The 14,420-nt window shown below is 29.2% G+C and carries 16 protein-coding genes; 12 read left to right on the forward strand and 4 right to left on the reverse strand.

What is annotated here, in order from left to right; translation table 11 throughout:
- Nucleotides 1–180: 180 nt before the first annotated feature.
- Genes msrA through aspS form a run of 4 tightly spaced genes read right to left on the reverse strand, consistent with a single transcriptional unit; the run spans nt 181 to nt 3,578 of the window.
- Nucleotides 181–687, reverse strand: a complete 507-nt coding sequence (gene msrA, locus H2279_RS02370; RefSeq protein WP_337195464.1) for a peptide-methionine (S)-S-oxide reductase MsrA — start codon at nt 685–687, stop codon at nt 181–183.
- A 36-nt stretch (nt 688–723) separates the two neighbouring features.
- Nucleotides 724–1,242, reverse strand: coding sequence for an inorganic diphosphatase (gene ppa, locus H2279_RS02375; protein ID WP_137624212.1), 519 nt, complete (start codon nt 1,240–1,242; stop codon nt 724–726).
- A 12-nt stretch (nt 1,243–1,254) separates the two neighbouring features.
- Nucleotides 1,255–1,830, reverse strand: a complete 576-nt coding sequence (locus H2279_RS02380; protein WP_137624211.1) for an adenylate kinase — start codon at nt 1,828–1,830, stop codon at nt 1,255–1,257.
- The gene (aspS, locus tag H2279_RS02385) at nt 1,827–3,578 is read right to left on the reverse strand and encodes an aspartate--tRNA ligase (RefSeq protein WP_337195465.1); all 1,752 of its coding nucleotides are present in this window, start codon (nt 3,576–3,578) and stop codon (nt 1,827–1,829) included. Before aspS ends, H2279_RS02380 begins: the two co-directional genes overlap by 4 nt.
- 85 nt (nt 3,579–3,663) lie before the next feature.
- On the opposite strand from aspS, the gene H2279_RS02390 reads away from it, so the two are divergent.
- The 12 genes from H2279_RS02390 (at nt 3,664) to mrdA (ending at nt 14,401) form a co-directional block, all read left to right on the forward strand.
- A complete protein-coding gene (locus tag H2279_RS02390) occupies nt 3,664–4,521 on the forward strand; it encodes an NAD(+) kinase (RefSeq protein WP_337195466.1) in 858 nt (285 codons plus the stop codon).
- The gene (locus tag H2279_RS02395; RefSeq protein WP_337195467.1) at nt 4,521–6,044 is read left to right on the forward strand and encodes an AAA family ATPase; all 1,524 of its coding nucleotides are present in this window, start codon (nt 4,521–4,523) and stop codon (nt 6,042–6,044) included. The genes H2279_RS02390 and H2279_RS02395 overlap by 1 nt, the downstream gene beginning before the upstream one ends.
- A 78-nt stretch (nt 6,045–6,122) precedes the next feature.
- Complete coding sequence (cbrR, locus tag H2279_RS02400) at nt 6,123–7,367, forward strand: bile resistance response regulator CbrR (protein ID WP_337195468.1); 1,245 nt, start codon at nt 6,123–6,125, stop codon at nt 7,365–7,367.
- Nucleotides 7,358–8,176, forward strand: coding sequence for a TatD family hydrolase (locus H2279_RS02405; RefSeq protein ID WP_137624206.1), 819 nt, complete (start codon nt 7,358–7,360; stop codon nt 8,174–8,176). The genes cbrR and H2279_RS02405 overlap by 10 nt, the downstream gene beginning before the upstream one ends.
- Nucleotides 8,173–9,309: a lytic transglycosylase domain-containing protein gene (locus tag H2279_RS02410; RefSeq protein WP_137624205.1), complete on the forward strand. Its 1,137-nt coding sequence runs from the start codon at nt 8,173–8,175 to the stop codon at nt 9,307–9,309. Before H2279_RS02405 ends, H2279_RS02410 begins: the two co-directional genes overlap by 4 nt.
- On the forward strand, nt 9,248–10,087 hold the full coding sequence (locus tag H2279_RS02415; protein ID WP_337195469.1) for a septal ring lytic transglycosylase RlpA family protein: 840 nt from the start codon (nt 9,248–9,250) through the stop codon (nt 10,085–10,087). Before H2279_RS02410 ends, H2279_RS02415 begins: the two co-directional genes overlap by 62 nt.
- Nucleotide 10,088: 1 nt before the next feature.
- Entirely contained in the window at nt 10,089–10,577 is a 489-nt protein-coding gene (locus H2279_RS02420; protein ID WP_137624203.1) for an HAD-IIIA family hydrolase, read from the forward strand.
- Nucleotides 10,568–11,083, forward strand: a complete 516-nt coding sequence (locus tag H2279_RS02425; RefSeq protein WP_337195470.1) for a hypothetical protein — start codon at nt 10,568–10,570, stop codon at nt 11,081–11,083. Before H2279_RS02420 ends, H2279_RS02425 begins: the two co-directional genes overlap by 10 nt.
- A complete protein-coding gene (locus H2279_RS02430; RefSeq protein ID WP_137624201.1) occupies nt 11,065–11,526 on the forward strand; it encodes an LptA/OstA family protein in 462 nt (153 codons plus the stop codon). The genes H2279_RS02425 and H2279_RS02430 overlap by 19 nt, the downstream gene beginning before the upstream one ends.
- On the forward strand, nt 11,523–12,113 hold the full coding sequence (gene yihA / locus H2279_RS02435; RefSeq protein WP_337195471.1) for a ribosome biogenesis GTP-binding protein YihA/YsxC: 591 nt from the start codon (nt 11,523–11,525) through the stop codon (nt 12,111–12,113). The genes H2279_RS02430 and yihA overlap by 4 nt, the downstream gene beginning before the upstream one ends.
- On the forward strand, nt 12,114–12,599 hold the full coding sequence (locus H2279_RS02440) for a hypothetical protein (protein ID WP_337195472.1): 486 nt from the start codon (nt 12,114–12,116) through the stop codon (nt 12,597–12,599).
- Nucleotides 12,599–14,401: a penicillin-binding protein 2 gene (mrdA, locus tag H2279_RS02445; protein ID WP_137624198.1), complete on the forward strand. Its 1,803-nt coding sequence runs from the start codon at nt 12,599–12,601 to the stop codon at nt 14,399–14,401. Before H2279_RS02440 ends, mrdA begins: the two co-directional genes overlap by 1 nt.
- Nucleotides 14,402–14,420 lie beyond the last annotated feature (19 nt).

Genomic DNA, 14,420 nt, shown 5'->3' on the forward strand with positions numbered 1-14,420 from the left:
TTTATTTTAACTATGATTTTAAATCAAACTTTTCACATATAATTTTAAATTCATAAAAAAACTTAAAAAACAATAAATATTTTTTTTAATTTTTTTAAACTTAAAGCGCTATTTTATAGGATTTTCATAAGAAAATCACATTGTGAAAACTTTGTGAATAAAATGTATTTTTTTAAGATCTTAATTGGATAATTTATCTCTTATAAGTTGTAATTTCGGAGCAATAACAAATTGGCAATAACTTTGATTTGGATTTTTTGCAAAATAGTTTTGATGATAGGATTCTGCGGAATAATATTTATTTAATTTATAGATTTGAGTTGCTATAGGTAAAGAGTAGTTATTTTTTATCTTTTCAATAAAGTTTTTAATTAGAATTTCATCATTTTCATTTTCGTAAAAAATTGCAGATCGATACTGAATTCCTATATCAGCACCTTGTTTATCTATGGAAGTAGGATCATGAATTTTAAAGAAGATGTCTAAAATTTCTATAAGAGAAATTTCTGCATCGTTGTAGTTTAGTTTAACAACTTCAATATTGCCATCACCAGAGCATACGCTTTCATAGGTTGGATTTTCAGCCCCTCCTGTATATCCAACTTCGCTATATACAACGCCTTTAATGTTTTCAAATACAGCTTGTATGCACCAAAAGCATCCACCACCTAAAATAATACTTTTCATATTTTCCTTGATATTAGCCTAAAAAAGGCTAATAATTTATTTGTAATTTTTGATCGCTTTTTCTAAAATTTCAATTGCAGCATCTGTATCTTTGAAATCTTGCACTTTTACCCATTTATTTGGTTCAAGAATTTTATAGGTTTCAAAGAAATTTTTGATTTTATTTAAGGTTGCTTGAGGCAAATCGGTATAAGATTTGATATTATCATATCTTGCATCAATTTTCGAGCTTGGAACAGCTAAAAGTTTTTCATCCATTCCGCTTTCATCTTCCATGATTAAAACGCCAATTAAACGGCAAGGAATAACAGCTCCAGCTTGGATAGGATACTCATTTAAAACCAAGATATCAACAGGATCGCCATCATCAGCTAGGGTATTTGCGATAAAACCATAATTTGCAGGATAAAACATCGCACTTGCCATCACGCGATCAACCATAATAGCGCCACTATCTTTATCGATTTCATATTTGATATTTGATCCATAAGGAATTTCGATTACAGCATTGATTTTATTTGGGATGTCTCCAATTTTGATTTTGCTTAAGTCCATATTTATTCTCCTTTAAATGCTTTGAATTTTTTTAATTAATTCTTTCATATCTGCAACAATAGGTTCTATTGTGCGTTCTCCATCGATAATAAAATGAAGTTTTTTATCTTGATAAAATTTTTGAATTTCTTCTAAAGGCTCGGTATAAACTTTCATTCTATTATAAAAAACCTCTTCATTATCATCTGCTCCGCGATTTCTACCTAAAACTCTATCTTTAGCCACTTGCTCGCTTACGCGTACCTCGATCACGCCTTTAAGCTCTATTTCGTTTTGAGAGCTTAAGACTTTATCAAATTCCATCATTTGTTCAACGCTTCGCGGATAACCATCTATAATAATTGTTTTTGTTGGAGCGTTTTTAAGTGCTGAAACTATAGTATTTACAACCACATCTAAAGGAACTAAATTTCCTTTAGAAATAAAGCTATCAATTGTTTTTCCAAGTTCGCTTCCACTAGCAACTTCTTCTCTTAATAAATCACCTGTTGAATAATGAGTAATATTAATATCTGATTGAGCTATAAGACTTGCATCTGTAGTTTTTCCACTTCCAGGTGCCCCTATGATTAAAAATAATTCTTTCATTTTATATTCTCCCTTAATTTGATTCCTAATTCTCTTAAAGCTTCTTTATTTGGCTCTGATGGTGCGTCTGTCATAAGACATTGTGCTCTTTGTGTTTTTGGAAAAGCGATAACTTCTCTTATGCTTTTTGATCCAGTCACTAGCATGATAAGTCTATCTAAGCCTATGGCAATACCACCATGAGGTGGAGCTCCAAAACTTAAAGCATCGAGTAAAAATCCAAATTTATTTCTTTGTTCATTTTCATCGATATTTAATTTTTTGAAAACTTTTTGTTGGATATCGTTTTTATGAATTCTAATGCTTCCACCGCCTAATTCTACGCCATTTAAAACCACATCATAGGCAATAGAATAAATCTCTTCAATATCTTCTTCATCAATATTTTTTGGCATAGTAAAAGGATGATGCATAGCTGAATAAGTTCCATCATCGTTTTGTTCAAACATAGGAAAATCAACAACCCATAAAAATTCTAATACATCAGGATTGATTAATTTTAATTCTTCTGCAAGGAAAATTCTAAATCTTCCCATATAATCAAGAACGGTTTTTTTAGCCCCAGCTCCAAAAAAGACAACATCTCCAACTTCTAAATTACAGCGTTTGCTAAGTTCTTGCAAATCAGCTTCATCAAAAAATTTACAAAGTGGACCCTTAAGACCATCTTCTTTAACTTGTATAAAGGCCAAACCTTGCGCTCCAAATTTGCGAACAAATTCTTCAAATCTTTGCATTTGTCTTTTTGAAAAGATAGTGTCTCCTTGTGGAACGCGTATAGCTTTGATACGATTTTTCTTTGTATCTTTAGCGATATTTGAGAAAATTTCATTGTTAGATTTAGCAAAGATATCGATTACATCTATAAATTTAAGATCAAATCTCAAATCAGGTTTGTCACTCCCATAAAGCTCCATAGCTTCTTTATATTGCATGACTTTAAAAGGAGTTTTGATTTCTTTTCCACAAGCCTTAAAAATGTCTTTCAAAAAGGTTTCAGCAACCATCATAACGTCTTTTTGTTCGCAAAAACTCATTTCAACGTCAATTTGGGTAAATTCAGGCTGACGATCGGCTCTTAAATCTTCATCTCTAAAACATTTTGCGATTTGAAAATAACGATCAAAACCACTACACATTAAAAGTTGTTTAAATAATTGCGGACTTTGAGGCAAGGCATAAAATTCACCTTGATGAACGCGAGAAGGGACAAGATAATCTCTTGCTCCTTCAGGTGTGGCTTTAGTTAAAATAGGGGTTTCAACTTCTAAAAATCCCATATTAGCTAAAGAATTTCTAGCCGCTATACAAGCTTTAGATCGTAAAGAAAAATTTTCATAAAGTTTAGGACTTCTTAAATCTAAAAATCTGTATTTTAATCTTAATTCTTCATTAACGCTTTCATCGGCGATTGCAAAAGGAGGAACCGCGCTTTCATTTTCTATAATGAGTTTGCTAACAACAACTTCGATTTCACCGGTTTTTAATTTAGTATTAACGAGTCCTTCTCCGCGAGGACGAATTTTGCCTTCAGCAATAAGCACAAATTCATTTCTAGCACGTGAAGCGATTTCGTGAGATTCTTTGCTATCATTTGGATCACAAACAAGTTGTATGATACCGCTACGATCTCTTAAGTCTATAAAAATGACTCCTCCGTGATCGCGGTAGCTATTGACCCAGCCACAGAGTTTAACTGTTTCTCCAACATTGGAAATTCCCAAGTCTGTATTGTAATGACTACGCAATTTTTTTCCTTGAAATTAAAATAATTATTTTAAAATTATAGTATTTTTATTCTTTTGCTTAGCTAAGTTTTGTTATAATTTTTCCATGCAAAACAAAATAGATTATAAAAATATTAAGAAAGTAGGGCTTGTTGTTCGTTTTAATTCGGATCTTGATAATGAAATATGTATTTTAGAAAATATTTTAAACAAATATAATGTTGAACTTTTGCTTTTAAAAAACTCTAAAAATCCGAATTTATCACATTATGATATTGATGAGTTGTTTAAAATTTCTGATTTTATTATTTCTTTGGGTGGCGATGGAACTTTGATTTCTGTATGCCGCAAAGCTTGGGAATATCATAAAGCTGTTTTGGGAATTCATGCAGGACACTTAGGTTTTTTAACGGATTTTAAAATTGATTATGCGGAGGAATTTTTTCAATCTTTTTTTTGTGGTGATTTTAAAACGGAAAATCCTTTCTTGCTTAGTGTCAGTTTAAAGCAAAAAAATGGTCAAAAAATAAAAAATTATGCTTTTAATGACATTATCATAAAAAGGGAAGATCAAGCTTCTATGGCACATATTGAAGTTTATCATCAAGACAAAAAATTTAACGAATATTTTGGAGATGGATTGATCGTTGCTACACCTGCTGGATCGACCGCTTATAATTTAAGTGCTAATGGTCCTATAGTTTATACTTTAGCTCAAGCCTTTATCTTGACTCCAATTTGTTCTCATTCTTTGACACAAAGACCTATTGTATTGCCTAAAGGATTTGAATTAGAAATTAGAGCAAAAGGATGCATGTTTTCCATAGATGGGCAAGAAAATTACAAAATGGATGATTTTAAAAGCATTAAAGTGGGTTTAAGTCATAAAAGTGTTACTTTGATTCGTCCAAAAAATCGAGATTATTTTCAAATTTTAAAAGAAAAATTAAATTGGGGAAGTTAATGATCAATAGAATTTTGATAAAAGAAAATTTGGGTTTTAAAGAAGCAAAGCTTGAAATTTCAAAAGGACTTACTGTTTTTACTGGGCTTAGTGGAGCTGGAAAATCTGTGTTATTTAAGGCAATTTTATCCGCTTTTGCTCTAAGCGATAGTGAGGCTAAACTTGTAGAGTTAGAGCTTGATGATGAGTTAAATTTAGAAGAATATGGAATAGAAAGCGAAGAAGAAAATGTTTTTAAGCTTTTAAAAGAAAAAAATACAAAATATTTTATTAATAATCAAAGCATCGCTAAAAAAAGTTTGCAAAATTTAAGTAAAAGTTTTATTAAATATCTTAGTGCCAAAGAAAATAATGAATTTAGCAATGAAAAATTTTTGAGAATTTTAGATGCTTTGGAGATACAAAATAATCCTCAATTTGAAAATTTCTTAAATGAATTTAGAGAAGATTTTGACAATTACACTCGATTTTCTGAAGAATTAAATCAAATTTTAGATGAAGAAAAAAAAATCGAAGAATTAAAAGAAGTGGCAAGCATTCAAATTGAAAAAATTCAAAGCATTAATCCAAAAATAGGAGAATATGAAGAATTATTAGAGCTTAAAAAAAAGCTTTCTAAAAAGGATAAATTAGATGAAGCGTGGCAAAAGGCTAGTGTAATTTTTGATTTGGAAAAAGTCGTGATTGATGCTTTAAATTTAAGCGATAAAGATCCGACTTTTTTTAGTGAATGTTTGAATGAGTTGCGTTTGATTTCGGAAAGTCAAAAATTGGAAGATTTTGATTTTGATATTGAAAAAATACTTGATAGGATAGAAAATTTATCTTTTTTAATTAAACGTTACGAGAGTATTGAAAATGCACTAGAAATTTTAGAGCAGAAGAAAAAAGAACTTGAGCATTATGAAAATCTAAGTTTTGAAAAAAAAGAGCTTGAGAAGAAATTTGAAAAAGCAAAAGACAAAATAGAAAAAAGTGCAAAAATTCTAACCCAAACAAGAAAAAATAATCTAGAACAATTGCAAAATTGCTTAAATGGATATCTAAAAAATCTTTACATGAAAGATGCTATTTTAAATTTGGATGAAAGTAAAATGATATCTTCTATGGGCAAAGATGAGATTAGTTTAAATATCAATTTGGCTAATTTGAAAAATTTAAGCTCAGGAGAGCTTAATCGTTTAAGACTTGCATTTATAGCAACAGAATGTAAAATTTTAGGCCAAGGCAATGGGATATTATTTTTAGATGAAATTGATGCTAATTTGAGTGGCAAAGAAGCGATGAGTATCGCTAAGGTTTTAAATGAACTTTCAAATTTTTATCAAATTTTTGCTATTTCACATTTACCACAACTTTCTTCTAAGGCACACAATCACTTTTTAGTTGAAAAAAAGGGTGATGAAAGTTTTGTCAAAAAACTGAATCAAGAAGAGAGAATCAAAGAGCTTGCTAGAATGGTAAGTGGGGAAAAGATTAACGATGAAGCTTTAGAATTTGCTAAAACTTTGTTTAAGTCTTAAGCGGATTTTTTATTTAAGCATGTTACAATTTTATCCTTACATTAAAATTAGCTTTAATTTTTAAGGTGTGTTAAATTTATGGATAAAAAAATTTTAATTGTCGATCATAATAAAATGCTTGGAAAGCTTTTGGCTAAAAAAATCCAATCGACTTTAAATTATGAGGTTGATATTGTTTTTAGTTATACGGAGGCAAAAGAATTATCTTCTAATAAATATTTTTTAGTCTTTGCTGAATTATATTTACCAGATGCTCCAAATGGAGAGGTAGTAGAGTTTCTTTTAGAAAAAAAATTACCCGTGATTGTTTTAACTGCTAATAACGATAAAGAAGTAAGAGATGACTTTTTAAAAAAAGATATAATGGGTTATATTTTTAAAGAAAGCAGTACTTGTATTGATGATATTATAAATTCTATATCTAAATTAGATCAATATTCTGGAACTAAAATCATTTTAGCCTTAAGCAAACTTCCTGAACGTAATGAAATTAAAAAGATCCTTACGCAAAGACGTTTTAATGTTTTAGCTGCTGCTCATGGAGAAGAAGCTATGAGTTATTTAAATGATAACAATGATATACGCCTTATTATTGCAGATGTTAATATGCCAGTTATTAGCGGAAGCGAACTTTTAGATGAGGTTAGAGCTCGTTTCAGTGAAGATGAACTAGGAGTGATACTTTTAGGCGATAAAAATGATACTTTAGAGGCTGATTTATTTAAAAATGGTGCCAATGAATATTTAATAAAACCAATTAAAAGAGATAGTTTTAATTCTCGTTTGGATCGATGTTTAACTTATATGGATAATATGAAATTTTTAAATACCTATAACAATCTTGATCCTATTTCGGGTGTAAAAAATTACGAAGCTTTAATGGATGATATTGAAGCGTATTTTAATGAAGTTATGATTAAAGAAGAAGATTTTGCTTTGGCTTTTTTAAATATTGATGATTTAAAATCTTTAAATGAAAGATATGGTTTTGATGCGGGTAATGAGATTATTAAAATTTGTGCTAATGAAATTGTAAATGAAGTTAAGGGTAGGGATATAGTAGGAAGATTTAGTCCTGAAAAATTTTGTATTTTATTAAAAAATATTTCTCACGAAAAAGCTGTTAAAATTTTATCTCGCATCCGTGTTAATATAAAAAAAGTTGGAATTTTGATTAATTTAGATGAAGTGTTTTTTACTGCTTCTATCGGTGTAGTTTTTGGTAAAAACAAAGATAAATTTGACCACTTAGTCGAAAAAGCATCTAAGGCACTTGCACAAGCAAAAACTAACGGTAAGGATCGAGTGGAAGTATGTTCTTAGATCTTGAATTTAAAGATAATTTAAAGATTATCGACACCCATTGTCATATTGATAGTGATGTTTTTAAGGATGATTTGGATGCACTTTTAACACATTCTTTTAATAATGGGATTGAAAAAATAATTATACCTGGTGCGCATATTAAAGATCTTCCTTATGCTGCAGAATTAGCGCAAAAATATGATAGAGTATATTTTGCAGCTGGAATACATCCTTATGAAATTGATAATTTTGATGAAAACATTTTAAGACAATATTTAAAACAAGAAAAATGCATAGCGGTAGGCGAGTGTGGATTGGACTATTTTCGTTTTCAAAGCGATGATTTAAAAGAAATAGAGCATCAAAAAAATCTTCAAAAACATTTTTTTAAAATTCAGCTTGAATTAGCAAAAGAGTTTAAAAAGCCTGTGATTATCCATACACGAGAAGCCAATAATGATACCTATGAAATTTTACATCAATATTCTAAGGATCTTGTTGGTGGAGTTTTACATTGTTTTAATGCGAGTGAACATTTACTTCGTCTTAGCAATGAAGGTTTTTATTTTGGAATAGGTGGAATTTTAACGTTTAAAAATGCTAAGAAATTAGTGGAAATTTTACCTAAAATTCCAAGGGACAAATTACTCATTGAAACTGATGCGCCTTATTTAACTCCAGAGCCTTATCGCGGGAAGAGAAATGAGCCTTTGCTAACTCAATTAGTGGCTAATAAAATGAGTGAAATTTTAAATTTATCAAGAGAAGAGCTTTTAAAAATTTGCTTGGATAATTCTAAAAAATTATTTTTTCAAGGTGGTTTATGAAAAAAATATTATTACTATTATTGTTTTTTAATTTTCTTTTTGCACAAATTAATTCTCCAGAATTTTATGAAAGACAGATAAAAATTTTAAGAGATTTAGATATAGAGTCAAATTTTATCAGTAATTTAGTTTTTGTTCAAAGTCAACAAGATATAAAATCAAAGCATACTAAAACTTTGATTGATGGAATGCAAAATTTTTCAAAAATAACTCCTATGATTCGAAAAATAATATCTGAAGAAGAAGTTCCTGAAGAAATTTTATATTTAGCTATGGTTGAATCTGGTTTAAAGGTTAATAGTGTTTCTAATGCTAAAGCTGTTGGAATTTGGCAGTTTATGAAACCTACGGCCAAAAATTTAGGACTTAGGGTAGATGCTTATGTTGATGAAAGACGGGATCCTGTAAAATCAACTTATGCAGCTATTGATTATTTAAAAAGAATGAAAGCAGAGTTTGGTAAGTGGTATCTAGCTATTTTAGCTTATAATTGCGGCAATGGAAAATTGCATCAAGCTATTAAAGAGGCAGGCAGTGATGACTTAAATGTTTTGCTTGATTCAGATAAAAAATATCTTTCTTTAGAAACTCGTAATTTTTTGCGTAAAATTTTAACCCTTTCATTTTTGGCAAATGATAGAGATTTTTTATTAGCAAAAGATGCATCTTTGGTAAATTATGCTTTAAGTAATGATTTTATTAAAGTGGATGCCCCATCTTCTGTCTCGTTAAAAGATATAGCCAAAAATTTAAATATAAGTTTTGCTACTTTTAAAAAATACAATCCTCATTTTAAGCATAATTTTACGCCGCCAGGCAAAGGATATTATATGTATATTCCTTTAAATAAAGTGGCTTTTTTTGACAAGTATTTTAAAGAAAATAAACTTGCAAAAGTTGATACAACTATACCTATGACCAAAGTTTATACCGTAAAAGCGGGAGATTCTTTGTATAAAATAGCGAAAAATCATCATGTGAGTATAGATAGTATTAAAGAATTAAACCGTATTTATAAAAATCGTTTAAGTATTAATCAAAAAATTATAATACCAATAAAGGAGAACAAAAATGCAAACATTAAGACAGCTCAAAGCGACTCTAAAAATTATTCCAATTTTATCCGTCATTAGTATTTTTACGGGTTGTGGAATAGGTAATTTACTTTCAGAATCAAGTAGCGGTGCTCAGGTTTATTACCCGAGTAATGATTTTAAAAGCAATCCTAGTTCTTCAGGCGGTAAAGGCACAATGAAGCCTTATACCATAAATGGAAAAACTTATTATCCAACTGTGGTATCTGTTGGAGAAACTGCTGATGGTATTGCTAGTTGGTATGGACCAGGATTTCATGGTAAAAAAACTTCAAATGGTGAAATTTATGATCAAAATGCATTCACAGCAGCACATAAAACTTTACCTATGAATACTATTTTAAAGGTTACAAATTTAAACAATAATCGTCAAGTTACCGTTCGTGTAAATGATCGTGGTCCTTTTGTAAATAATCGTATTATTGATTTATCTAATGCGGCTGCAAAACAAATCGATATGATACACAGTGGAACGGCACCAGTTAGACTCGAAGTTATAGGATTTGGTTCTTCAAATTCTGGCAATAATGTCGTTCATTCTAATGTAAATTATGGCAACGGTGGAGAAATTTCAGGCAATGGACAAATTTACGAGGGTGGAAATTTTATGGTTCAAATTGGTGCGTTTAAAAATCCAGAAGGTGCAAGAACTATAGCTTCAAGATATAAAACTTATAGAACTTATTCTTCGACTATACGCACAAGTACAGTGGATGGTTTAAATCGAGTTTTTTTAACCGGATTTAGAAGTGAAGAAGAAGCACGTGATTTTGCTGCAAGTGGAGCATTTGCTGGAGCTTTCATAGTAAGAGAATAAAATGATAGAATTAATTTTTTTAGATGTGGATGGTTGCTTAACAGATGGAAAAATCATCTACACTTCAGAAGGTGGTTTTATCAAAGAATTTAATGTTAAAGATGGTGCAGCGATTGAAGCTTGGATAAAACTTGGCAAAAAAATCGCCATCATTACAGGTAGAAATTGCCCTTGTGTAGATAAAAGATCTAAAGATTTAAAAATAGATCTTTTATTCCAAGGAGTTAAAGATAAATTAACTTGCGCAAAAGAAATTTTGCAAAAATTAAACCTTGATTTTTCTCAGTGTGCAGCTATAGGGGATTATTTTAATGATAAAAATCTTCTTGAAAATGTGGGTTTAAGCTTTAAGCCAAAAGATGCTCATAAGGATTTAAAGGTTGATGTGATTTTGGAAAATAAAGGCGGAGAAGCCGCTGTAGCAGAAATGATAGAATATATCGTGAAAAAAAATAATATGCAGCAAGATTGGAATAAAATTTGGCTATAAAAAGTTTTGGTATCCTTATCGCTCTTTTTGTGATTACTTTTGTGATTTTATGGCTTCAAGATCCTTATTCTTTAGATATTAAATCTTATTCTTTAAATTTTAAAAATATTGAAGCAAATCATTTAAAAGCTTATGATATCAATCAAACAGCAATTAAGTCTTATTATAAAGCTAATTCTTGGGTAAGATATTCTAATAGAGATGAATTTGATAATTTCACAAATTATAATTTGGATTTTAACTTAAGTGCTAATAAGCTAGAACTTTTGGGTCAAAATATGGATAAGATAAAATTTGAAGGAAATGTTACATATTTAGGATCTAATAATGTTAAATTTATTGCTGATGAAGTAGAGTATCAGCCAAAAAACAAAATTTTAAGCACAGATACAGGTTTTAAGGGTTTGATTAATGGAAATATTGTTAATGGAAAAATTTTACAATATGATACAAAAAACAAAATTTTGCAAATTCAAGAGGTAAATGCATGTTTGCAAGAAAAATAATTTTATTATTCTTTTGTATAAGTGTATCTTTAGCGACTAAAATTGAAGTAAAAGCTTTAAATTTTTATTCCGATGAGAATAAGGGAGAAAGTATACTTAGTGGCGATGTTGAAGTTAAAAGGGGAGAAGATATTTTAAATGCTGGAAAATTGATCATCTATACTGATAAAAATCGCAAACCTATACGGTATGAAGCTACGCAAAATCCAAAATTTAAAATTAACTTAAAAGGCAAGGTTTATAAAGGAGAGGGGGATAAATTAATTTATAATGTTGTTGATGATACTTATGAAATTGATGGAAATGCATATATCAATGAACCAATCAACCATCAAAAGCTTTGCGGAGATAAAATTATCGTAGATAGGAAAAAAAATATTTATAAAATACAAAGCAAAGACAATAAACCTGCACGCTTTGTATTTGATTTGAAACAAAAATGATTATTAATGCACGTTTTATCACCTCTTTGGCAAAATTTGATATCAATTTTGCGTCTAATTTTAGTGAAGTTGCTTTTTTAGGAAGATCAAATGTTGGCAAAAGTTCTTTAATTAATTCTTTGTGTAAGCAAAAAAATCTTGCCAAAAGCTCTTCAACTCCTGGAAAAACTCAATTGATAAATTTTTTTGAAGTTTTATGTCAAAAAGATGAGGATAAATTTAATATTCATTTTGTAGATTTACCTGGTTTTGGTTATGCTAAGGTTTCTAAAAATTTAAAAGAAGAGTGGAATGTTCATTTGGATGAGTTTTTAAGATTAAGAACTTCCATAAAGCTATTTATTCATTTAATTGATTCAAGACATACTGATTTAGAAATTGATAAAGGATTGAATGATTATTTAAAAGGATTTTTAAGACTGGATCAAAAAATTTTAAAAGTTTTTACAAAATGTGATAAATTAAATCAAAGCGAAAAAGCCAAACTTAGAAATAATTTTAAAGATGCAATTTTAATTTCAAATTTAAATAAATTTGGGCTTGATAAGCTTGAGAATGAAATCATTAATCAGGTTTTGGGTTTATAAATGATAAAAAATTATAGAGTAAATATCAATGGTGGGTATATATTTTTAGGTTTTTTTTATATTGTATATCAAATTTTAGGATCTATTTTTACCTATACACCTTTGCTTTATGGTTTATTTTTTTGCTATATGATTTATCTTTTAGAACAAAGTCAAAAAACCTTTAATAAACTTGATTTTCGGTGGTATTTTTCTTTATTTTTTTTGTTTTTTACAGATGTTACCTATGATTTTTTTATTTTTTCATCTTGGATTGCCTTTGCTCTTTTTTATTATATTTGTGCTGATTGGATTAAAACGAGTTTGAAAATGGAAAAATTGATACCTGTTGCATTTGTTCTTTGTGCTTATTTTTTCATTTTTCTTTTGGATTTTATTTTTTCTTATATGAATAATCAGCATTTTAAAACATTGAGTTTTGGATATTTAATATCTATAGCAATTGAATGTTTTTTAGCTTATGTCTTTTTTAGAGGTAAAATTTAATGCGTATGCGTTTGGTTGTTGGTTTTATACTTTTATTTTTTATTTTTTTATTAAGTCGCATTTATTATTTGAGTATAAAGTCTAATGTATATTATGAAGAGCTTGCAAAGCAAAATGCTATAAAAACTCAATTGATAGCTCCTAAACGTGGGGAAATATTTGATCGAAACGGCACACTTTTGGCAGTTAATGACTTAGGATATAGTATTTCTTTAAAACCTTATTTAAGTCTTAAGAAAAATAAAATCAGTATTTTAGAAAAAGAATTAAACAAATTGCAAGGTTTTTTTCCGGATTTAAATGTTACAAAATTATTACAAATTTATAAGAAAAATGATTCATATTATAATCAAGATTATATACAAATTGTAGATTTTATACCCGCACAAGAGATGATGAAACATTATTCAGTGCTTAATTTGGATGAAAATATAAAAATAGAATCTACCGTGCAAAGAAAATATCCTTATGGAAAATTAGCCTCTCATATTATAGGTTATGTTGGAAAAGCTAATTTACAAGATATAAAAGAAAATGAAATCTCTAAATTGACAAATTTTATTGGAAAAAGTGGCATAGAACGTTATTATAATGATGTTTTACAAGGAGTCAAAGGAGAAAAAGTTTATAAGGTTAATGCCTTAAATCAAGAAGTGGCACAAATTTCTTATACTCCTCCACTTTCAAATGATATACATTTAACTATTGATATACAATTGCAAGATTTTTTGACTAATATTTTTGAAAATAATGCTGGAGCAGCAATTATTATGGATATTAAAGATGGATCTATTTTAGCAGCTGGAAGTTTTCCAGAATACGATCTTAATCCTTTTGTAACGGGAATTTCTTTTAAAGATTGGGATGAGCTTTCTAATAATCTTGATCATCCTTTTACAAATAAACTAATCAATGGATATTATCCACCTGGCTCCGTTGTTAAGATGGGTGTTGCTTTGGCTTTTTTAAATTCAGGAAATATAACACCTTCTACTCAATTTTTTTGTGGGGGTAGTGTGGAGCTTGGAGGAAGATTATTTCGATGCTGGAATCGATCAGGGCATGGAAACGTGGATTTAAAACATGCTATTAAATCAAGTTGTGATGTTTATTTTTATGATGGAGGTTTGCAAGTTGGTATCAATCAAATCAGTCAAACTTTATCACGCATTGGTTTTGGTGCAAAAACTGGAGTTGATTTGCCTAATGAATTTGTAGGTATTTTACCGAGTAGAGAATGGAAAATGCAAAGATATAAGCAAAATTGGTTTCAGGGTGATACTTTAAATACGGCCATAGGTCAGGGAAATTTTTTAGCAACTCCTATGCAAATTGCAAGATATACAGCTCAAATTGCTAAAGGTGAACAAGTTTTACCTCATTTTTTACAAAGTATAGAAAATAATAATACTAAAATTGAAAATAAAACCCATGATAATCAAGAAATTTTTACCTTATTTGAAAAAAGTCAGCTTCCTTATATAAGGGATGCTATGTATGCTGTAGCTAATGAACAAGGAGGAACAGCTTATCGTTATTTGCATAATCTTGGTGTAAAAGTAGCTGCTAAAACAGGAACTGCACAGGTGGTAGGATTTTCTCAAACAGATCGCAGCAGGGTGGATGAAAAACAATTACAATATTATACAAGATCTCATGCATGGCTTACTTCTTATGCGCCTTATGCAAATCCGAGATATGTTGTAACCGTTTTACTCGAACATGGAGGTAGAGATACTACCTCTGGGGAAATCAGTGCGAAAATTTATCAAAAAATGATAAGTTTAGGTTATTTTAAATAACTTGAAGTTTTTAACAAAG

Source organism: Campylobacter sp. B0100352/1, assembly GCF_020135855.1.
GTDB lineage: Bacteria > Campylobacterota > Campylobacteria > Campylobacterales > Campylobacteraceae > Campylobacter_D > Campylobacter_D taeniopygiae.

What these genes read in the sequence shown, in the direction of transcription:
- H2279_RS02430 (WP_137624201.1), top strand. Translation starts at nt 11,065, where the DNA reads ATGTTTGCAAGAAAAATAATTTTATTATTCTTTTGTATAAGTGTATCT.
- msrA (WP_337195464.1), bottom strand. Translation starts at nt 687, where the DNA reads ATGAAAAGTATTATTTTAGGTGGTGGATGCTTTTGGTGCATACAAGCT.
- H2279_RS02380 (WP_137624211.1), bottom strand. Translation starts at nt 1,830, where the DNA reads ATGAAAGAATTATTTTTAATCATAGGGGCACCTGGAAGTGGAAAAACT.
- H2279_RS02415 (WP_337195469.1), top strand. Translation starts at nt 9,248, where the DNA reads ATGCAAACATTAAGACAGCTCAAAGCGACTCTAAAAATTATTCCAATT.
- H2279_RS02395 (WP_337195467.1), top strand. Translation starts at nt 4,521, where the DNA reads ATGATCAATAGAATTTTGATAAAAGAAAATTTGGGTTTTAAAGAAGCA.
- ppa (WP_137624212.1), bottom strand. Translation starts at nt 1,242, where the DNA reads ATGGACTTAAGCAAAATCAAAATTGGAGACATCCCAAATAAAATCAAT.
- H2279_RS02420 (WP_137624203.1), top strand. Translation starts at nt 10,089, where the DNA reads ATGATAGAATTAATTTTTTTAGATGTGGATGGTTGCTTAACAGATGGA.
- H2279_RS02405 (WP_137624206.1), top strand. Translation starts at nt 7,358, where the DNA reads ATGTTCTTAGATCTTGAATTTAAAGATAATTTAAAGATTATCGACACC.
- H2279_RS02410 (WP_137624205.1), top strand. Translation starts at nt 8,173, where the DNA reads ATGAAAAAAATATTATTACTATTATTGTTTTTTAATTTTCTTTTTGCA.
- H2279_RS02440 (WP_337195472.1), top strand. Translation starts at nt 12,114, where the DNA reads ATGATAAAAAATTATAGAGTAAATATCAATGGTGGGTATATATTTTTA.
- cbrR (WP_337195468.1), top strand. Translation starts at nt 6,123, where the DNA reads ATGGATAAAAAAATTTTAATTGTCGATCATAATAAAATGCTTGGAAAG.
- mrdA (WP_137624198.1), top strand. Translation starts at nt 12,599, where the DNA reads ATGCGTATGCGTTTGGTTGTTGGTTTTATACTTTTATTTTTTATTTTT.
- H2279_RS02390 (WP_337195466.1), top strand. Translation starts at nt 3,664, where the DNA reads ATGCAAAACAAAATAGATTATAAAAATATTAAGAAAGTAGGGCTTGTT.
- yihA (WP_337195471.1), top strand. Translation starts at nt 11,523, where the DNA reads ATGATTATTAATGCACGTTTTATCACCTCTTTGGCAAAATTTGATATC.